Annotated in this window: 12 protein-coding genes; 1 reads left to right on the forward strand and 11 read right to left on the reverse strand. The window is 63.4% G+C overall.

What is annotated here, in order from left to right:
- Positions 1-21 precede the first annotated feature (21 nt).
- The 11 genes from MFF62_RS19470 to MFF62_RS19520 form a co-directional block, all read right to left on the reverse strand.
- Complete coding sequence (locus MFF62_RS19470) at positions 22-432, reverse strand: type II secretion system protein (RefSeq protein WP_404990795.1); 411 nt, start codon at positions 430-432, stop codon at positions 22-24.
- Positions 432-956 (reverse strand): type II secretion system protein, encoded by a 525-nt coding sequence (locus MFF62_RS19475; RefSeq protein WP_404990788.1) that lies wholly within the window; start codon positions 954-956, stop codon positions 432-434. Before MFF62_RS19475 ends, MFF62_RS19470 begins: the two co-directional genes overlap by 1 nt.
- The gene (locus tag MFF62_RS19480; protein WP_238264778.1) at positions 957-3,398 is read right to left on the reverse strand and encodes a secretin N-terminal domain-containing protein; all 2,442 of its coding nucleotides are present in this window, start codon (positions 3,396-3,398) and stop codon (positions 957-959) included.
- Positions 3,395-3,904, reverse strand: coding sequence for a hypothetical protein (locus MFF62_RS19485; RefSeq protein ID WP_238264779.1), 510 nt, complete (start codon positions 3,902-3,904; stop codon positions 3,395-3,397). The genes MFF62_RS19480 and MFF62_RS19485 overlap by 4 nt, the downstream gene beginning before the upstream one ends.
- Positions 3,901-4,536 (reverse strand): hypothetical protein, encoded by a 636-nt coding sequence (locus MFF62_RS19490; protein WP_238264780.1) that lies wholly within the window; start codon positions 4,534-4,536, stop codon positions 3,901-3,903. The genes MFF62_RS19485 and MFF62_RS19490 overlap by 4 nt, the downstream gene beginning before the upstream one ends.
- Positions 4,533-5,144: a PilN domain-containing protein gene (locus MFF62_RS19495; protein WP_238264781.1), complete on the reverse strand. Its 612-nt coding sequence runs from the start codon at positions 5,142-5,144 to the stop codon at positions 4,533-4,535. Before MFF62_RS19495 ends, MFF62_RS19490 begins: the two co-directional genes overlap by 4 nt.
- Positions 5,141-5,911 (reverse strand): hypothetical protein, encoded by a 771-nt coding sequence (locus tag MFF62_RS19500; protein ID WP_238264782.1) that lies wholly within the window; start codon positions 5,909-5,911, stop codon positions 5,141-5,143. The genes MFF62_RS19495 and MFF62_RS19500 overlap by 4 nt, the downstream gene beginning before the upstream one ends.
- Positions 5,892-7,496 carry a GspE/PulE family protein gene (locus MFF62_RS19505; protein WP_404990796.1) on the reverse strand — a complete coding sequence of 535 codons (1,605 nt, stop codon included), beginning with the start codon at positions 7,494-7,496 and terminating at the stop codon, positions 5,892-5,894. Before MFF62_RS19505 ends, MFF62_RS19500 begins: the two co-directional genes overlap by 20 nt.
- Before the next feature lie 119 nt (positions 7,497-7,615).
- Positions 7,616-8,806: a type II secretion system F family protein gene (locus tag MFF62_RS19510; protein WP_238264784.1), complete on the reverse strand. Its 1,191-nt coding sequence runs from the start codon at positions 8,804-8,806 to the stop codon at positions 7,616-7,618.
- A gap of 30 nt (positions 8,807-8,836) precedes the next feature.
- The gene (gspG, locus tag MFF62_RS19515) at positions 8,837-9,280 is read right to left on the reverse strand and encodes a type II secretion system major pseudopilin GspG (protein ID WP_238264785.1); all 444 of its coding nucleotides are present in this window, start codon (positions 9,278-9,280) and stop codon (positions 8,837-8,839) included.
- Positions 9,281-9,325: 45 nt separating this feature from the next.
- On the reverse strand, positions 9,326-10,453 hold the full coding sequence (locus tag MFF62_RS19520; RefSeq protein ID WP_238264786.1) for a cytochrome-c peroxidase: 1,128 nt from the start codon (positions 10,451-10,453) through the stop codon (positions 9,326-9,328).
- An 834-nt stretch (positions 10,454-11,287) separates the two neighbouring features.
- Between MFF62_RS19520 and MFF62_RS19525 the strand changes: the two genes are divergently transcribed.
- A complete protein-coding gene (locus tag MFF62_RS19525) occupies positions 11,288-20,920 on the forward strand; it encodes a beta strand repeat-containing protein (protein ID WP_238264787.1) in 9,633 nt (3,210 codons plus the stop codon).
- Positions 20,921-20,922: the final 2 nt, after the last annotated feature.

Raw genomic sequence — 20,922 nt, forward strand, 5'->3', positions numbered from 1 at the left:
GACGCCGGTATGGCATTGAAGTCATAAGGCACCGAACGGTGTGCCGTCGCGTGTGGCCCCGGGTGCGCCGCTACGCAAGTCATAGACCTTGCCGAGTTCCGGATCACTGGGCGCGACCAGCATCCAGGTGGCGGTGCTTTCCGTGATGGGATCGACGGGCAGGGCATGGAGGTATCGCCGGGACACCAGTTCCTGCAGGTCGTTCGGATAGCGCCCGGTATCACGAAAATACTGATCGATGGTCTTGCGCGTGATGCTCAGGTTTTCCTTGAGGATGACTTCCTTGGAGGCATCGATGCTGCGGAAATAGCGCGGCAGTGCCAGTGAAAGCAGCAGCGCCACGATGCTGAGTACCACCAGCAGTTCGATGAGCGTGAAGCCGGCAATGCGGGGCCGTGTCCAGCGGATGCGGAATGGTGTTGTCACGGCCATCACCAGCGCATATAGGGAATGCCGTTGAGGCCGGTAGCGGACGAGCGGGAGTAGACGTCGAAAACATCCCGTCCTTCGGCGGGCGCATCGGGCTCGCTTTCGTAGCTGCGTTTCCCCCATGTCTCGGCGTCTTTGAGCGATGGATCTCGCGCCAAGGGATCCCTGGGGATCCGGCGTATGAAATAGATCTTGCGTTTCTCGGGGCTGCGCACGTCCTCGACGCCATCGACCAGGAGCTCCAGCGTCGCGGGATATCCGCTGTCGCCGACGGAACGCAGCATGTGCCCGGTATCGTAGGCCTGCTTGTAGGCGTCGATGCCGTTGCGGATCTCGCGTAAGGCGAGCCGAAGGTCCTTTTCCCGCGCCCGCTGTACCTCCAGCTGCGTGACCGGGAGCACCAGCATCGCCAGGATGGACAGGATCGCCAGGCTCACCAGGAGTTCCATCAACGTGAAGCCTGCAACGTGGCGCGCCGCATGGTTCATGGCGGGGATGGGGCCGGAACCCGGCGCGGAAATTGCCATCTACTGCCCCCCGCCGGAGATGGTGAGCGTCTGCACTGGCGAAGGCAACGAGACGCTGGCGCCGTTGAATCCGGTCGGTGTGACCGACAGCACCCTGAGCTGCGTCGACGCTGTGGCCTTGAGCGGCATGAACGTCAGCGTGACCAGCGGTCCCTGGCCCGTTGCGCCAGCCGTGGCGCCCGGCGCGCGGGTGTCGCTGACGAAGATCTGGCCAGTGGATGCATCCACGCGGTGCGAGAACGATGTCTGCGTGCCGTCCGCACCGAGCGCGGTGCCCTCCGCAACGTTCAGCAACTGCAAGGCGGCGGGATCGTAGCCAAGCATGAGAGTTGTCCCCCTGAGCGGCTGTTGGGTGCTGAGCATGAGCTGCTGCTGCACGCTGGTGCCCGCCGTGGCCTGGGTGGCACCTGACCATGTCAGTCCCGGCGTGGTGCCCGTGCCCACACCGGTGCCAGCACCGCCGCCGATGCCCGTGCCTGCCCCCAGCGCCGCTGCCGCCGTGCCCGTCATGTTCATCGACCCATTGGCTGCGGCGCCTGCGTTGGTATCGAGCGGATTGCCGGAGAGGTCGGTGCTTCCCCGAGTGCCGGCAGGCGTGACGGGTTCGCTCGTGGCGGCGCCGGTCGGTGGCACTATCACCTCCGCCGCTACCGGCATGGCCGCGCCGCCGACGGGCAGTTCCGACACGCCGCGCAGGCTGGATTCGGTGCCGGATGCGAAGTCGATCAATCGCGCTTCGGGCCGCAATGGGTTGCGGATCAGCCGTGGCGTGATCGACAGCACGATCTCCGTACGCTTCTTGGTGTTGGCGTGATCGGAGAACAGGCGTCCTAGCACGGGAATATCGCCCAGGCCAGGGATCTTGGTCACGGTCTGCGTGTGCTCGTCGCTGATCAGGCCCGCCAAGATCTGTGTTTCACCATCCTTCAGGCGCAACACCGTGGACGCAGACCGGGTGCCGATCTGGTAGGCCACCGTGCCCGTGGAGGTGGTGATCTGGTTCGCGATATTGCTGACTTCGAGGGCGACCTTGATCGACACTTCGTTGTCGATGGTGATGGTGGGCGTGACTTCCACCTTCAGGCCGACGTCCAGGTACTGGATGCTTTCGGAGACGAATCCGGTAGAGGTGGCCGTGGACGTGATATTGGGCACCTTGTTGCCGATCAGGATCTTGGCGGGCTCGCGGTTCTTCACGCGGATCTTGGGGTTTGCCAGCAGCTTCACGTCGGTATCCGTGCCGGTCAGGTTGATTGTCAACGGCGAGATCGTTGCGCCAATCGTACTGGCGGTCAGATTGCGTAGATCGTTCAGCGTCAGGGCGCCGCCGGCTGTGGCGGGCAAGGGCGTCAGGGTCAGCTTGGGCGGATAGGTGATCCCCAACTCATCCAGCCGGTTCTTGTTCACTTCGAGCACGGCAACCTCGAGCATCGTCTCGGGCGTGGGCAGATCCTGGAGCGCCACGACCTTCTCAGCCATCTCGATCACGTCCGGCGTGTCGCGCATCATGATCATGTTCTGCGTCTTGTCCACGACCAGGTTCTGAACTTTCAGGATGCTCTTTAGCGTGGCCGCCATCTGCTCGGCAGTCACGTTGTTCAGGTAGAAGGTGTGAACGCTCAGTGCCTGATAGTCCTTGAGCTTGGCCGGCAGGTTGGGATAGATCAGGATGGCGCTGGCGTTGATGACCTTCTGTTCGAGCTGGTTGGTGGCCAGCACCACCTCGATCGCGCTCTTCACCGTCACATCCTTGAGGAAGACGGAGGTTTTCTGGTCGGCCTTGATGTCCTTGTCCAGCACGAAGTTGATACCCGAGGTCACGGACAGGACGTCGAATACCTGCTTGAGCAGCGCGTCCTTGAACTGGATCGACACCTTGCGCTGCAACGCCTCGGTCGGGGCAAGCTGCGAGGCGGGAATGGCCGACTTGTCCAGGATCGCTCGAATCAGGCCGCGCGCCGCCGCGTTGTTGGGGTCCTCCGCGAGGATCGCCCGCGCCTTGGCCATGGCCGCGCCGTTGTCCTTGGCATCGAAGGCGAATTGGGCGTCCAGTTGCATCTTTGCATAGCGGACTTCACGGTCGACGCGATCGAGTTCCAGCACCGCCCTGGCATTGTTCGGATCGATGGCCAGCACACGCCGCAGCAGTTGCGTACGCTCGCCCGAACCCGCTCCAGGAGCCAGCGCGCGTTCCTGCGCCATCAGATCATTGATGGCACGCTCGCGCAGCGACAGGTAGGTCACCTGCAGTTCCGTGCTGGTGGGGTTGGCGGCCAGTGCCGCGCGCAGTTGTGCCAGGCTTTCCTCGATCTTGCCTTGATCGAATGCCTTGCGCGCATCCTGCGCAACGGGCGGCTGCGCACACGCTGTGGCCAGCGCCAGGCAGGCGATTGCGAAGACGCGCCGCAGAAGCCTGGCGCCGCCGTGAGTTTCGTAGTTCATTCGATCTGCAAGGATTGCCGCTCATGCAGCGGCAGGTATTCGAAGGTCATCGTGGGCGGCGTGATGGAGACCACCTTGTACTGGTCGCCGATGCTGTCGGCGTCTGCAACCACCAGCGTGGTATCTCCTTGCGTCAGGAACACACGCCAGGCCGTGCCGGACTGTTCCTTGCCCAGATAAGTGAAAGGCAGCGCGGGTGCAACGGGTGCTTCCGGTTTCGCCGACGGATCCGCGGCAGCCGGGGGCGGTGCCCAACTGTGTACGGCAAACAATCCCTGTGCGGTGTCGGGGCGGGCATCCCCGATCAATTGGTCGCGCGGCACGAGCGCCATCACCGTATCGGTGGCATTCGACGGGGCGGGTCGTGCCGATCTTGGGAGCGGCTCAGCGCCGCGCGTTCGCGTCGTGCCTTCGACTATGGTCGTGGAGTCGTTGTTGCGGCTCCATATCGAAAGGCATGCGGCGATCAACAGTCCGGCCCCCAGGGCAATATGCCGCGCTTTCACGGAAGCTCCATAGGCGGGGCGACAACGGAGGCCGGTGTGGTTCCGGATGAGATGGTGCCGCGCTGGTAGAACGTGAGGTGCAGCTTGGCCTCCACCGCATCGGCGGAAATCGAGCTGCGCTTGAGCTGGATCGAGTCCAGCGAGACAAAGGGCATACGCAACAGGATCGTTTCGCTGAAGGTACGCAAGGCGCCATAGTTTCCCTTCAGCGGAAGGCCGACACCGTCCAGCGTGAAACCGCCGTTGGCATCCGTGGCATGGTCGTAATTGGCTTGGGCCAGTGTCAGTCCGGCATCCTTGGCATACCCGAACAGATCGCCGAGGTGTTGCTCGAACCTCCGCTCGTCGCCCAGCATCTCGGCGAAAGCTTGCGCACGCTGCGAGGCGCGCTCGCGCGGACCGTCGGCGCGTGGATGCAAACCGGCATCGGCACGCTGCGCAAGGCTGGCCTGGATGGCCCGTGTGGCCGTGCGGTTCTGCTGCGCCAGCCATGGACGCGCCACCCATTGCAGGGAGGCTGCGCCGATCACGAGTGTGGCACCGAGCCAGAGCAGCCAGTTCTGGCGGTGGAAGGCCAGGCCAAGCGCCAGGCCGAGCTGACGCGTTGCGGCGGGGCGCACGGGGTTGCTCATGGCATCTCCTCGCGCGAACTGTCGGCGGTGGATGACGTCGTTAGTGCGGGTTGTACGGGTAGCGAGGGTTGTGCCGCATATCGCCATTGCAGCGCCAGCGAGAAGCGCACCGGATGATAGGGGTCCTTCTCGTCCACTTGATGTTTGTCGAGCCGTACGGCTTCGATGCCGGGACGCGCCTTCAGGCGTTGCACATATTCGATCATGCTATCCACCGTTGCCGCTTCCGCACTGAGCTTGAGCACGGATTGCTCGGCGATGGGTTCGAGCGACAGCAGAGCAACCGTCTGCGGCGTGGTCTGCTCCAGCGTATCAAACAGGTCCCGCCACGGCACGTTCAGGCGCCGCACGGCGCGGTTGATGGCACTCACCTGTTCTGGCGACACGGAGACAACCGGCTGCCGCTGTTGCGCCATGACGACCCGGGTGCGCTCCACGACCCTGGCCAGGCGCGCATCCAGCGTTCGATGTTCCTGGGCCAGCCGAAGCACACCAGGTAGCGCCACGCCACAACCGACCACCCCCGCGATGATCAGCACGAGCGCGGCGGTGGTCGGTACGAAGCGAGGACCCGCACCCGTGGCAAAGTCGATGCGGAGGCGTCTCATGCTGGCGTCTCCCCGGGCATCGAAAGATGCAGGATGCGGCAGCTATCGATACTGTGGCCATGCCAGCGGCGCATCGATTCCCCCTCCGCATAGAGCGTATTCGGCAGCGCCAGTCCCCATTGCAGGCTCGCGCGCCGCAGCATCGTGCGCAACGCGTCGAGCGTCTCCCATGCGGGCGATGCCGACTGCGATACGGCAACCGGTGTTTGTCCGGCGGTGGCCGCGAGGACTACGTAGCGGGCCGATGCATGCATGACCCACGCCAGCGGCTGGCGCATCCGGGGCGGATGCTGGTTCCAGGTCTCCACGAAGCGCGGCGTGATGCCTTCGAGCCGCGTGCGTTGCGGCGTGGCGCTGGTCGTCAACGACCGTACCAGTGGCGTCGGCAACGCGCAGACGAGAAACGGACCCTGCGCGCGCCAATCGCCCGCGCAGATCCAGTCGTCGGCCGCGTCTCCAAACAGCGAAGCGCATCGCAACGCGGCCACCTGCTGCAAGTCGCGCAATCGTCCAATGCCGTCCGGTGCGCTCAGAATGAAGAACCGAGCCAGTTCGTCGGCGATCACAGCTGTCCAGCGCGCGCCGCGCGGCAGGTGCGTCTGGCGGAAATCGGCGAGCGCCGAAGCGAATCCCTCCAATGCCGGGATGCCGGGGTGCTCGCCCGCCGCCACCGGCCGCCATGCGGCGTCGCGCGGCCGGCGGCTGCTCAGCACGAGCGTTTGGCCGTCGATGTCCAGACGGTAACGATCACGACTGAAGCGTGACACGCTTGACCTCCTCCAACGTTGTCACGCCGGTGCGCGCCAGATTGAGTGCGGCGTCGCGCAGACTGCGTGTGCCGTGCCGGGCGGCTGTCTCCTTGAGCTGCCGCACGGGCGCCTTGTTGACGATCAATTCGCGCAATTCATCGTTGAGCGACAGGATCTCCGCAATCGCGGTGCGTCCCTTGTAGCCCGTGCTGCGGCAGTCCCCGCAGCCTGTGCCGGCGCGCAAGCGATAGTCCTGGATATCGTCGAGGCTCAATCCAAGCCGCGCAAGCATGACGGGATCCGCCGTGGTGTCGCTGGTGCAGTGCGGGCAGTTGTTGCGGATCAGCCGCTGCGCCCAGATCCCGTTGAGTGCCGAGACAAAGGCGTACGGGTCGATGCCCATGTGTGTGAACCGGCCGAAGACGTCGAAGACGTTGTTGGCGTGTACGGTGGTGAGGACCAGGTGGCCGGTCAATGCGGATTGCACCGCGATCTCGGCAGTATCCCTGTCGCGGATTTCGCCCACCATGATCTTGTCGGGGTCGTGCCGCAGTATCGAGCGCAAGCCGCGGGCAAAGCTCAATCCCTTCTTGTCGTTGACCGGAATCTGCAGGATGCCGGGGAGCTGATACTCGACGGGATCCTCGATCGTGATGATCTTGTCCCGGCCGTTGTTGATCTCGGTGAGCGCGGCGTATAGCGTGGTGGTCTTGCCCGATCCGGTGGGGCCGGTCACCAGGAGCATGCCGTAGGGTTCGTCACTCAAGCGGCGCAGCGTGACGAGCGAGGCTTCATCGAAGCCCAATGCTTCGAGCGACAACGCACCATAGGATTCGATCATGGCGCGCTTGTCGAGGACACGGATCACGGCATCCTCGCCGTGAATGCTTGGCATGACGGACACGCGCAGGTCGATGTCGCGGCCGTTGGACTCGACCTGGAAGCTGCCGTCCTGTGGCACGCGCCGCTCGGAGATATCCAGTTCCGCCAGCACCTTCAGGCGGGAAATCACTTGCGCAGCCAACTCGCGGCCGGTGATCGAGCGCGCGTGGTCCAGCACGCCGTCGATACGGTACTTGATGGTGAGCCCCGACGCGGTGCATTCCAGGTGGATGTCCGATGCCGTGGCCCGCAATGCGTCATACAGCGTGGAGTTGACCAGCTTCACCGCGGGGCTGGCCGCCACGTTGACCGAGGCGAACGAGAGCACTTCGGTGGCGCGGGCGGCGCGGCCTTCGTCATCGGGCGCAGCCACGACGCTGTCCACCGCGCGGATCGACTGTTCCTGCTTGACCAGGTAGGCGTGGATGTCCGACCGCAATGCCACCCGGAAACTGACGGCTACCCCTGCGCGGGCGGCAAGCCAATCCAGCAGTTCGAGGTCGAAAGGATCCGCTGTGATGGCCAGCATCTCTTCGGCCGATTCCAGCAGTACGGCGTGCCGGCGCATGGCTTCAACCAGCGGCAGCCGATCGAAGCGGCATCGGCCCTGGTCCATCTGCGCGGTTTCGATGACCGGCCAGCCGAATACGTCCGCCAGTCTGGCTGTCAGCGTGCGTAGCTGGCCGTCGTATCGCGCTTCAAGTTCGAGCATGGGAGACATGCCCGCTGCGCGTGCGCGCTCGCATACGGCACGCAGGTCGTTGACGCTGTGATCGGATGCCAGGAGGTGGTCTTTCTCCGGGATGGAGGGCGCCGACGGCGACAGGTACGCGGTCATGTTCATTGGAGCGAGGTCGCCAGGTCGAAGATCGGCAGATACAGCAGTACGACGATGCCGCCTACGACCACGCCAATCAGCAGCATCATGATGGGCTCGAAGGCGCGTGTGAAACGATCGATGAAGCGCGAGATATCGTTGTCGTAGAAGTTGGAAGCCTGGACCAGCATTGCGCCCAGCTTGCCGGTCCGCTCGCCGACGCGCAGCATCCGGAACGAGATGGAAGTCGTCAATGCATGGTCATTGAAGGTGTCCGCGAACGCGGCACCGGATTCGATGGTCTGGCGAGCGCGCGCCAGACTCTCTCGCACATGCCGCGACACCACCCCTTCGCTCATGCGCAGCGCGGCTACCACGGGGATGCCGCTTTCCAGCAGCATCCCGAGCGTCATGTAGACCCGCGAGATCTCGTACAGATGCAGGCGCGGTCCCACCGCAGGCAAGCGCAACAGGCTCCGTGACAGCGCACCGCTCCTGTGCAGGTGCCTGGCGTATGCCGCGGCGATGATCAGCAGGATGATCGTTACAACCGCCGCGGACAGGGCATGTTCGGCCAGGAACTGGCCGCCGCCGAGCAGCCAGGCGGACATCAGTGGCAACTCGCGTCCGGAATCCTTGTAGATGGACGCGAAACGGGGGATCACGTAGCCACCGAGGAAGGTGGTGACCAGTCCGCCCACGACCATCAGGATGGCCGGATAAATCGAGGCACTGACGATCTTGCTGCGTACCACGTCTACGCGTTGCTGATACTCGACATAGCGGGCCAGTGCGGCGGGCAGTGCCCCGGTGGTTTCAGCGGCTTGCATCAGTCCGAAGTACAGCGGCGGAAAGGTCTCGGGCATGGCGGAAAGCACGGCCGAGAATCGCTGGCCTTCGCGGATCATGGCAATCAACCGTTGCAGGACGCCGCGCGCATCGGGTGCCGTCTCTTTTTCGATCAGGCCTTCCAGTGCCTCGATCAATGTCAAGCCGGCCAGTAGCAGCGCATGCAGTTCCTGGCTGAACAGCAGCAACGAGAAGCGTCTGCGGCGCCAGCCGCTTCTCGCGCCGGCCACCCAGACACTTCGAACGCTGAGCGTCTGCAATCCCTGCGCGTGCAGCTGGCGCAGCGCATCCGCCCTGTCTGTCGCCTCGACGCGCAACAGGTGGATGGCATTCGAGCGGGTGAGCACGCGCGCTTCGAAAATCACAGCGATGGTCTCCGGCCGGCAAGAGCCATATCAGGGGCGGACGATGTCGGCGTTATCACCACTGCCGCCGGACTCGCCGTCCTTGCCATAGCTGACCACCTCGTACTCGCCATGGGCGCCCGGCGCGCGATAGATGTATGGCCGTCCCCAGGGGTCGAGCGGCGCTTCGCGCTTGAGGTACGGGCCGTTCCATCGCGTGCCCGCACTGGCAGGGGCCACCATCAGGGCCTGCAAGCCTTCCTCCGTGCTCGGATATCGGCCAACGTCCAACCGGTAGGTATCCAGTACTTTCTCGAAGGCTTCGGCCTGGGCCTTGGCGGTGGTGACTTCGGACTTGCCGATCTGCGAGAAATACTTCGGCCCGACGTAGGACGCCAGCAGCCCGATGATGACCAGCACCACCAGGAGTTCCAGCAACGTGAAGCCCTGCGGGCTCGATCGACGGCTGGCTGAAAGCGTGGTACGTACATGCATGCGTGGTGCGGTAGCCATGGTTTGACAGGATGGAAGGAGGGCGGGTTATCGGTGCGCGGGCTGTGGGGCGGGCTGTGGGGCCGGCGTGAGTCGCGCCAGTGCCTCGCGGCTGGTGGTCAGCGATTCGAGGAACGCCACCAGATCTTGGCGCTCCATGGGCGTGAGCAACAACGGGCGGCCCTGTTCGATGCTGCGGTAGTAGACCTCATACTCCACCGCCTGCATCAGGGTGGGTACGCTGCCATCGTGCATGTATGGGGCGGTCACGGCCACGTTGCGCAAGCTGGGCGTGCGGAACTTGCCAATGTCCTTGGGATCAAGCGTCACGGCAAAACGGCCAAGCTCCGCGAAGTCGTCGTTGGAGAGAATGATCTGGTCCAGTGACAGCCCCTGCAGCTTCTGGCCGGCGAGCTGCGTCGTCAGCTGACCGAGATGCCCGCCGATGCGCTCCATCCCCACCGACAACGCATGGAATTCGTTGTCGGTGAACAGCGCATGGTCCCGCTCGATGGTGTGGCAGGTGGTGCAACGCGCAGTGCCGGTGAACAGGCGCAGCCCCCGTTCCGCGCTCGCACTGAGCGCCCCTTTCTCATGACGAAAAGCGTAGCGGTCGAATGCCGAGTCACCGGCGCGCAACGTGGTCTGGTACGCAGCCAGCGCCTGCGCCAGATGCGCGATGCTGACCGAAGGCTCTCCCGCTGCACCAAAGACGCGCGCGAAGGCTTCCACATATTGGGGATCCTGCCCGACGATCTTGAGTACCGAAGCGTCATCGGGCAATCCCATCTCGCGCGGATTGGTCAACGGACGGGGTGCCTGGATCTCAAGCGTGGCGTCCCGGCCTTCCCAGAACTGCGAGGTGTTGTAGGCAACGTTCAGCAGGCTGGGTGCATTGCGGGTGCCCAGGCGTTCGTTCACCCCTTTGGAGACACGCAGTCCATCGCTGAAGAACTGCTCCGGCGCGTGGCAACTCGCACAGCTGTGCGCCCCATCGCTGCTCAGCTTCGCATCGAAGAACAGGCGTTGGCCCAGCGCGATCAGTTCGGGATTCGAGGGCGCTCCAGGGAAAACGGGCAGCCCGAGCAGATCCGCTGCCGCGGTACTCGCGGCCGGCGCCACCAAGGGGTGTACCGCCCATCCCAGAACGAAAAGAAGGCTTGCAGCCGAAACCATGGAAGCGGCGCGCCTGTATGGCCATCGTAGCAATCGAAAGACTCCCTGAATTTATCTTCGAATTCTTCTTGTTCTGGCTGAATCCTGATGCGGGATTTCACTCACTTCGAGTGTCAATTTCAGATGAATGGCTTATCCCATGCGAGTGGATCGGAGGATATTACTGTGCCTTTTGGATGGAAAGATGTTTGTCACTCGAAAGGGGTAACTGCCGATCAATGTGTTGTTTTTTTAGATACATGGGTGCGTGGAATTCGGTCTGAGATCCTTTTGGATATTGTGATTTAAATAACGATAAATTCTGATCTAATTAAGTCAAAGATCATTTTTGTTATTTTTTGTGGAGAATGCGCGGGCCTGGACAAGGGTCGTCCGGGTGCATTCGAAAAGTAGTGCAAGCAGTGCCTGATGACGAGGAGGCGAGGTGGAGTGGTCAAGTGCCGCCCACCACGCACCAAGAATGAAAGCACCAGTCGGGACGCATAAAAATGCACCAATACAGGGAAATAGAGGGGTTGGGTCGCGGTTCAGGCGACTCGCATGCGTCGGTTCAGACGCGCATCATGAAGCAGCCTGGCGGGAGTCACGCGCCAGCGCGCTGCCGCTTCCCGGCCGTCCGTGGCGGGCAAAAGCGGCGCCCATGCGCATGAAAAATCATCAAAAGTATTAAGACTCAGACATAAAACAATATCAATTTGGCGATCCACTTGTTATTCGGGTCGGGATATTGCCGTTCAAGAACTTAATGAGGGGTTGCGGTCGTCTATACGAATAGGCGCGCATTCCTTTCATTAAGTCAAAACAACGACTGCAATTGTCAGGGAGTGGACCAACATGAAACGGTCCGTCAATCTTTTCGCGCGCCGCGAAGGCGGAGCCGCGCGCGTCGGATTCTCTTTTGTACCCAATGCGATCATCCGCATACTGGGTTCTATTGCCATTTGCAGCGCGTTGTTCGTGGGCGGCCCCGGGCAGGCGGCCAATCATGGATTCGTCTACGACGACCTGGGCCGACTCATCCAGGTGGTGGCCCCCGATGGGACCAGCACCCAGTACGCATACGATGCCGTGGGCAACATCACGGCAGTCAGGGCCGACGCGGCCAATACGCTCACTGTCGCGAGCTTCGCGCCTGCCGGTGGGTCCATCGGCACGAAGGTGACCGTCTACGGCACCGGTTTCAGCACCACCGCCGCCGCCAACGCGGTCAAGTTCAACGGGGTGTCCGCCGTTGTCAACGCGGCGAGTGCCACGGCCCTGCAGGTCACCGTCCCGAGCGGTGCCACCACCGGCACCATCTCGGTCTCCAATGCGAACGGCACGGCCGTCTCCGCCGCCAGTTTTGTCGTGGGCGCAGCCACGGCGGGTCCTTCGATCAGCGACTTCACGCCCGCATTGGGTCTGGCAGGCACGCCCATCACCATCACGGGATCCGGCTTCCAATCTACTGCGGCGGGGAACACCGTCACCTTTGGCCCGACCCAGGGTTCGGTCACAGGTGTCACGGCTCCGAGCCAGATCGTGGCCACCGTGCCGCAAGGCGGATCGGGCAAGGTGTCTGTCACCACGACGGAAGGCACCGCAGTCAGCGCCAATGAGTTCTATGTGGTCCCGGCCGGTGTCGTGCCGAGCACGATTGTGGCGACGCAGCGGATCGTGCCAGATGGTGCGGCGGTCAACGCGAATCTGAGCACGGCGGGAAGTGGGGCGCTGTTGCTGTTCGATGCGGTGGCGGGCCAGCGGCTTGGCTTGGGTATAGCTAGCTTGCAGCCGGTGCCGACAACCGGAAGTCCACTCCTCTCCGTAAATGTCTACTCGCCGTCGGGGTCCGTACTGGTTTCCTGTACGGCCGCCGCTTCGAGCAAGTGCTCGTTGCCGTCCATCCCGAAGACGGGCACCTATCGGGTGCTGGCACGCATCGACAGTGCGCACACCGCAAACGCCTCGCTGCTGCTGACGTCAGACCAGACTGGGGTCCTGACCGCCGATGCGCCGGTGACCACCTTCACCACCACACGCGTTGGCCAGAACGGACGCTACACGTTTGACGCCACGGCCGGGCAGAATCTGAGGTTGGCATGGAGCGGTGCCACGTTCCCGGGAACCTCCGGTTACCTCGACGTGTACGCGCCAAATGGCGTCAGCATTGCAAACACGACGTCTGTCAGTGCCAATTCGCCCACCGGTGTGTTGTCGTTGAGCAAGCTGCAACAGAGCGGAACGTACACAGTGGTGGTCTCTCCGTATCTGGGCACTGTAGGCCAGGTTGGATTGCAGTTGCTGTCGCCGGCTGGCGGCACGTTGGTGGTCGATGGCGACCCGCTGTCGATCAGCCAGGTGGCCGGCGCGGCGGGACGCTACAAATTTGAAGGCGTGGCGGGCCAGCGATTGGGCCTGGGCCTGAGCAACCTGGTCATGCCGTCAGGTTCTTACGTATCGGTGTCGGTGGTATCGCCCGATGACGCCACCACGCTGGTGGGTTGCGGCACGGTGACGTCGGTGGGTGCGAACTGCAATCTCCCGTTGCTGCCGAGCACTGGCACCTACACGGTGGTGATCACGCCGCAGAATGCGAGCGTTGCCGTAAGCGGCAAGCTGACGCTGTCTACCGACGTCCGCGGTACGCTTGCGGTCAACGACCCGGTGACGACGTTCTCGACTACACGTGCCGGCCAGGACGGACGCTACACATTCAGCGCGACCGCCGGGCAGTACTTGGCTGTGGTTTGGAGCGGCGCGACCCTGCCGGGCTCAAACTCCACGATCTACGTGATCGGGCCGAATGGCAGCAATGTCACGAGCCAGTATCTCGGCGCGTCCTCGCCAAGCGGCACGCTGCAATTGAACAACCTGCAGCAGAGCGGCACGTACACCGTTTTCATCGACCCTTATGCCGCCACGGTCGGACAGGTCGGGTTGCAGTTGCTGGCCCCTGCCACCGGGACATTGGCGGTCGGCGGCGAGCCGCTGCCGATCAGCCAGATGGCTGGCGCGTCTGGGCGCTACACGTTTGAAGGCGTGGCGGGTCAGCGACTGGGCCTGGGCCTGGACTCGATGGTCACGACGCCTAGCGGGCGATACGCCACGCTTGCGGTGGTGTCGCCCGACAACGTTACGACACTGATCTCATGCGGCAACGTTTACGCGCCAGGTAGCAGCTGCAATCCGCCTTCGCTGCCCAGCACAGGGGCCTATACGGTAGTGGTGACGCCGGATAGCACAAGCACTGTGTTGAGCGGCAAGCTGACGGTGTCCGCCGATATTCAGGGGACGCTCACGGCCAACGAACCGGAGACCATGTTCGCGACGGCGCGCACCGGTCAGAACGGACGCTATACCTTCACGGCCACGGCGGGGCAGAGTCTGAGCCTGGGCTGGAACGGCGCTACGTTCCCGGGCAACTCGGGTTACCTGTATGTGTACGCGCCGAACGGCACCAGCGTGGCAAGCGCCACCAATGTCAGCGGCAATACGCCAACGGGCATGCTGCAACTGAGCAACCTGCAGCAGAGCGGGACGTACACGGTCTTTGTCGATCCGTACCAGGTGACCACCGGCCAGGTGGCGCTGCGGTTGATGGCGCCGTCAAGCGGGACGTTGACGGTCGATGGCGAACCGCTGGCGATCAGCCATGCGACCGGTGCGTCTGGCCGGTATGTCTTCGCGGGCATTGCGGGCCAACGTTTGGGCCTCGGGCTGGATGCCGTGGTGACAACGCCGGCCGGCGGCTCTGCCACGGTCACCGTCATGTCGTCGGACAACGTGACCACGCTGGTCAGTTGCGACAACGTAAATGCCGCAGGCAATAGCTGCAATCTGCCGGCATTGCCTAGTACCGACAACTACACGGTAGTGGTCACGCCGGCAAGTTCGCGCACCGCGTTGAACGGCAACCTGACGCTGTCCAGCGATATCAAGGAAACCCTTACCGCCAATGCCCCGGCTACCACGTTTGCATCGACGCGGGCGGGGCAGAACGGACGCTATACCTTCTCCGCCACCGCGGGGGACAATATCAGCCTGATCTGGAGTGGCGCAACGTTTGCCGGTTCCTACGGCAATCTCAATATCTACGCGCCGAACGGTACCTCACTGGCGAGCAACTCATACGTCAGCCTTGGCACGCCAAATGGCACGCTGCAATTGAACAACCTGCAGCAAAGCGGCACCTATACCGTAGTCATGGACCCGTATATGGCCAATACAGGCCGCGTAGGGTTGCAATTGCTGGCGCCGGCCAGCGGTACGTTGACGGTAGATGGCGACCCCCTGACGATCAATCAGGTTGCGGGAGGCTCGGGCCGCTACACATTCGCTGGTGTTGCGGGCCAGCGGCTTGGTCTGGGACTGGATTCACTGGCCACTACGCCAAGCGGTGCTGTTGCCACCGTTACGGTTCTGTCGCCTGACAACAGCACCGTATTGGCCACCTGTACCAACGTCATCGCCGGAAACAGCTGCAATCTGCCAACGCTGCCGAGTACCGATACCTACACAGTTTTGGTCTCGCCGCCGAACGCAAGTGTTGCACTGAGTGGAAGATTGATCCTGTCGAGCGATGTCCGTGGCACGCTCACCGCCAATGATCCGGTGACAACGTTCGCGACGAACCGCGCGGGCCAAAACGGCCGCTACACCTTCAGCGCTACGGCTGGCCAAAACGTGACCCTGGCGTGGAGCGGGACGACCTTCGTGGGCAGCTACTCCTACATCTACGTGTACGCGCCGAACGGCGAATCCCTCGCAAGCCAGACCATCAATGCCGCGAGCTATCCGAGCGGTACGGTGCAGTTGACCAACCTGCAGCAAAGCGGGACATACACCGTCGTGGTCGATCCGTACGCGGCAAGCACTGGTCAAGTTGGACTGCAATTGCTGATGCCGATCAGTGGTGCGCTTGCGGTGGATGGCGAGCCGCTGTCGATCAGTCAGACGGCTGGCGTCCCGGGCCGCTATACCTTTGCGGGTGTGGCGGGCCAGCGCTTGGGTCTGGCATTGGATTCGCTGGTCACGACGCCGAGCGGTCGAAACGCGACGGTCTCGGTGATCTCGCCCGACAATCTCTCGGTGCTGCTCAATTGCGGTAGTTTCGCTATGCCGGGTAACAGCTGCATCCTGCCGCTAATGCCGAGCACGGGGACCTACACGGTGGTGGTGACGCCGGATAGCACAAGCACTGCGCTGAGCGGCAACCTGTCGCTCTCCGCCGATATCCGGGGTACGTTGACCGCCAACGATCCAGCAACGACGTTCGTGGCCAGCCGCGCTGGCCAGACCGCGCGCTACACGTTCACCGCCACGGCAGGACAGAGCTTGAGCCTGGCATGGAGCGGTGCCACCTTCCCGGGTAACACGGGCTACCTGTATGTCTACGGGCCCAATGGCAGCACCGTGGCGAGTGTGACGACTGTCACCATCAACACGCCGAACGGCGCACTGGATTTGCCCAACCTGCAGCAGAGCGGTACCTACACGGTGTTCATGAGGCCGTACCAGCTCGGTACCGGCCAGGTGAGCCTGCAGTTGCTGGCACCGGCCACCGGCACGTTGGCCGTGGATGGCGCGCCACTGGCCATCAGCCAGATGGCGGGCGCCTCGGGCCGCTACACGTTCGCGGGTGTGGCCGGACAGAGGCTGGGCCTTGCGCTGGAGTCCTTTGCGAACACGCCGAGCGGCGGGTATGCGACGGTTTCGGTGGTCTCGCCGGACAGCGTCACAACGCTGGTGACTTGCGAAACGGTGAGTGCACCGGGCAACAGTTGCAACCTGCCGGCATTGCCGAGCACCGGTACTTACACGGTGGTGGTGACGCCGTCGAACTCGCTTCGCGCGGCAAGCGGAAACCTGATTCTGTCGAGCGATGTCAGTGCCGAGTTGGGCACGACGGCGCCCACGTTCCAGATCGGCCGACCGGGCCAGAACGGACGATTTACGTTCACCGCGACAGCCGGAGAGAACATCGCTATCAACGTGATCTCGCCGTCCATCAGCCAGAGCACCCTGACCGTCTACGGGCCCACCGGTAATGTGTTGCTGACCCGCTCCGTTCCGGCCAGCAACACGACGACCAGCAGTGCGCTGAACGATCTCCAGCAAACCGGCACCTATACGGTGTTCGTGGATCCCTATCAGCTCGCCACGGGCAGTATCACGCTCTCGGTGCCCAGGAACGGCGTGTTCAATCCGCCCGATGCCGGCAACGACGGCGTGATGGTGGTGGACGGTGCACCGCTGGCGATCAACCTGGCCGCTGGCGTGACGGGTCGCTATATCTTCGAAGGCACCGCGCGGCAGATCCTCGGCCTGGGCCTGGACACGTTCGCAACCGTGCCAAGCGGAGGCTATGCCACGGTCAGCGTGGTGGCTCCGGACAACGTCACGACCCTTACCTCTTGCGGAAGCATCGGCGCCCCGGGGACAGGCTGTAACCTGCCGTCGTTGCCCAGCAGCGGGACGTACACGGTGGTCGTGAAGCCTTCGGGTTCGGGCACCGCGGTCAGTGGCAACCTGATGGTCTCGGCCGATGTCCGCGACACCCTGACCGCCAATGCGCCGGCGATCACGTTTGCAACGACGCGCGTCGGGCAGAACGGGCGCTACACCTTTGCAGCCACCGCAGGCCAGGACCTCAGCCTGGCGTGGAGTGGGGCGACGTTCCCGAATGCCTACTCCACCCTGTATGTCTTTGGCCCCAACGGCAATACCGTGACGAGCCAATCGTTCAGCAGTACCTACATGCCGAATGGCGTGGTACATCTGACCAATCTGCAGCAAAGCGGTACCTACACGGTGGTGGTCGATCCGTACCCGACCAGCACGGGGCGCGTGGGTCTGCAACTGCTGACGCCCGCCAGTGGCACGCTGACCGTGGATGGCGAGCCGCTAACGATCAACCAGATGACGGGTGCCACGGGTCGCTACACGTTCCAGGGAACGGCAGGCCAGCGCCTGGGCCTTGGCCTGGTGCCCACCATTACCGGTAGCGGTTACGCGACGGTCTCGATTGTGTCGCCAGACGACGTGACCACGCTGACCGATTGCGGCCAGTTCTCCGCGGGTGGTAACAGCTGCAATGTGCCCGCACTGCCGAGTACGGGCACCTATACCGTGGTCGTCACGCCGTCTAACGCGACCACGGCACTGGCAGGCACGCTGACGCTGTCAACGGATATCGTGGGCACGCTTGCCGCCAATGCACCGACGACAACCTTCTCCACCACTCGGGTCGGACAGAACGGACGCTATACCTTCAGCGCCACCGCCGGAAGTTCGATGCGCCTCACATGGACCGGCGCCACGTTCGCCGGGTCTTACGGCAATCTGTATGTCTATGGACCGGATGGTTCTTCCGTCGCGAGCAATAGCTATGTCAGCAGCGGTACGCCGAGTGGCGTACTGCAGTTGAACAACCTGCAGCAAAGCGGCACCTACACAGTGGTTGTCGATCCCTATGTCGCCACTACCGGCAAGGTCGGATTGCAACTGCTGGGTTCCGCCGCCGGTACGATGGCTGTCGATGGTGCACCGCTGGCCATCAGCCAGATGGCTGGCGCGGTGGGCCGTTACACCTTTGACGGTGTGGCCGGGCAGCGATTGGGCCTGGGACTCGACACGCTCACGACGACGCCGACGGGTGGCAGTGCGTCAATTACGGTCATCGCCACCGACAATGCCACCACGCTCGTCAGTTGCGGCGGCTTCTCCGCGCCTGGTGGCAGTTGCAGCTTGCCGTCGCTGCCGAGCACCGGCACCTACACGGTGGTGGTGACGCCTGGGACCATTGGCACCGCGCTGAGCGGCAACCTGACGCTTTCGAGCGACATCCGTGACACGCTGACGGCCAACGCACCGGCGACGATCTTTGCAACGACCCGAGTGGGCCAGAACGGACGCTATACCTTTACCGCCACGGCAGGCCAGAACCTTACCCTGGCCTGGAGCAACGCCACGTTCGCCGGTTCCTATACGTATGTGTATGTGTACGGGCCGAACGGCAACAGCCTGACCAGCCAGTATTTCAGCAGCACGACGACGCCGAGCGGATCGGTGCAGTTGGCTAGCCTGCAGCAAACCGGAACCTACACGGTTGTTGTTGATCCGTACGGCTCCAGCATCGGCCAGGTTGGGCTGCAACTCCTGGCGCCGTCCGGCGGCACGCTGGCGGTGGATGGCGAGCCGCTGGCTGTTAATCAGGTAGCCGGCGCATCGGGCCGCTACACCTTCGCTGGCACAGCAGGCCAGCGGCTGGGTCTGGCCCTGGATAGCCTGGTCACGACCCCTGTTGGCGGCGCTGCAACGGTGACGATCGTGTCACCCGACGACGTCAGCACGCTGGTGAATTGCGGCACGGTGTATGCACCTGGCAATAGCTGCAATCTGCCGTCGCTGCCGAGCACCGGTACTTACACGGTGGTGGTCACGCCATCGGCATCGAGCACCGCACTGACCGGCAAGCTGACGCTGTCCGCCGATGTTCGCGATACGCTCACGGCCAACGCGGCGGCGACGATCTTTGCACCGAACCGGCCAGGCCAGAACGGACGCTATACCTTCACCGCCACGGCGGGACAAGATCTGACACTGGTCTGGAGTGGCACGACCTTCGTGGGTAGCTATACCTCCGTCTATGTGTATGCGCCGAACGGCTCGACGCTGACCAGCACGAACACGAGCAGTACCTATCTGCAGAACGGCTCGATGCAACTGACCAACCTGCAGCAGAGCGGCACCTACACCGTCGTGGTCGATCCGTACCAGCTAGCAGTGGGTCAGATTGGCTTGCAACTGCTGGCACCCGTCGGCGGTGCGCTGACGGTGGATGGCGATGCGCTGCCGATCAGTCAAGTGGCAGGTGCCACAGGCCGCTATACCTTCGCAGGTGTAGCCGGCCAACGATTGGGGTTGGGCTTCGATGCCGCGGTGTTGACACCTGTCGGCGGCTACGCATCGGTTGTGGTGATGGCACCGGATGATGTCACCACGCTGGCCACATGCGATACCGTCGCAGCCCCGGGCGGCAGTTGCAACCTGCCTTCGCTGCCTAGCACTGGCACCTACACGGTGGTGGTGACACCGCCTACCTCGCGCACGGCAGTGAGCGGCAACCTCACCCTATCCGCCGACATTCGAGACACGCTGATGGCCAATGCGCCCGCAACGACCTTCTCGACTACGCGGACGGGCCAGAACGGACGCTATACCTTTACCGCCACGGCCGGGCAGAGCCTCAGCCTGGTGTGGAGCGGCGCCACGTTCCCAGGTTCCTACGGCAACCTCTACGTCTATGCGCCGAGTGGAGCCGTCGTGGCAAGCAACACAAACGTCAGCACCAATTCACCGAGCGGTACCCTGCAACTGGGCAACCTGCAGCAAAGCGGCACCTACACGGTTGTCATCGATCCTGTGCTGGTCACCACCGGTCGGGTGGCGCTGCAACTCCTGGCGCCCGCAACGGGTACGTTGACAGTGGATGGCGAGCCGCTGGCGGTCAACCAGATGGCTGGCGCCACGGGTAGATATACCTTCGACGGCGTGGCGGGGCAGCGATTAGGGCTTGGGATGGACGCGCTGGTGTCCACGCCGAGCGGTGGCTATGCGTTGGTGTCGGTCGTGGCACCTGACAATGTCACGACACTGGTCACATGCAGCGCGGTCCGCGCACCCGGCGATAGCTGCGACCTCCCGTCGCTGCCCAGTACCGGGACTTATACAGTGGTGGTGACTCCGAGCAGTCAGAGTACGGCACTGAGCGGCAACCTGTGGCTGTCCGCCGATATCCGGGGCACGCTGACGGTTGACACGCCGGTGACCACGATTGCCATCAATCGTGCTGGCCAGAATGCGCGCTACACCTTCAGCGCCATGGCAGGGCAGAGCGTGTCGCTGGCGTGGACGGGTGCCACCTTCCCGGGCTCGTATAGCTACTTGTATGTGTATGCGCCAGACGGGACCGCGCTGGTCAGCCAGTCTTTCAGCAGCACGTCATCGCCGAGCGGCTTGGCGCTACTGAACAGCCTGCAGCAAAGCGGTACCTACACGATAGTGATCGATCCGTTCGATGTCAGTACGGGCCAGATCGGACTGCAGCTGCTGGCAGCGGCGAGTGGGTCCGTGGCGGTGGACGGCGAACCGCTCGTGATCAACCAGCCGGCGGGGGCATCGGGCCGTTACACCTTCACAGGTACCACAGGCGATTTCCTCAACCTAAGCCTCTCCGGCATGGCGATCACGCCAGCCGGTAGCACCGCGACGGTTTCGGTCATCGCGCCAGACAACGTCACGACACTGGTGACCTGTGGCGCATACAGCAAGGACGGCAGTTGCAGCGTGCCTGCGTTGAGCAGCAACGGCACGGGCAACGTCGGCCTGCCAAGCGCCGGCACCTACACCATCGTCGTCACGCCAAGCAGCTATGCCACGGCTGTGACGGGATCACTGGGCCTGAAGCGATTCAGCATCCGTCCATAGAT

It is taken from the genome of Cupriavidus pauculus, assembly GCF_022179805.1.
Lineage (GTDB): Bacteria > Pseudomonadota > Gammaproteobacteria > Burkholderiales > Burkholderiaceae > Cupriavidus > Cupriavidus pauculus_E.

What these genes read in the sequence shown, in the direction of transcription:
- MFF62_RS19470 (WP_404990795.1), bottom strand. Translation starts at nt 432, where the DNA reads ATGGCCGTGACAACACCATTCCGCATCCGCTGGACACGGCCCCGCATT.
- MFF62_RS19475 (WP_404990788.1), bottom strand. Translation starts at nt 956, where the DNA reads ATGGCAATTTCCGCGCCGGGTTCCGGCCCCATCCCCGCCATGAACCAT.
- MFF62_RS19480 (WP_238264778.1), bottom strand. Translation starts at nt 3,398, where the DNA reads ATGAACTACGAAACTCACGGCGGCGCCAGGCTTCTGCGGCGCGTCTTC.
- MFF62_RS19490 (WP_238264780.1), bottom strand. Translation starts at nt 4,536, where the DNA reads ATGAGCAACCCCGTGCGCCCCGCCGCAACGCGTCAGCTCGGCCTGGCG.
- MFF62_RS19495 (WP_238264781.1), bottom strand. Translation starts at nt 5,144, where the DNA reads ATGAGACGCCTCCGCATCGACTTTGCCACGGGTGCGGGTCCTCGCTTC.
- MFF62_RS19505 (WP_404990796.1), bottom strand. Translation starts at nt 7,496, where the DNA reads ATGTCTCCCATGCTCGAACTTGAAGCGCGATACGACGGCCAGCTACGC.
- gspG (WP_238264785.1), bottom strand. Translation starts at nt 9,280, where the DNA reads ATGCATGTACGTACCACGCTTTCAGCCAGCCGTCGATCGAGCCCGCAG.
- MFF62_RS19520 (WP_238264786.1), bottom strand. Translation starts at nt 10,453, where the DNA reads ATGGTTTCGGCTGCAAGCCTTCTTTTCGTTCTGGGATGGGCGGTACAC.
- MFF62_RS19525 (WP_238264787.1), top strand. Translation starts at nt 11,288, where the DNA reads ATGAAACGGTCCGTCAATCTTTTCGCGCGCCGCGAAGGCGGAGCCGCG.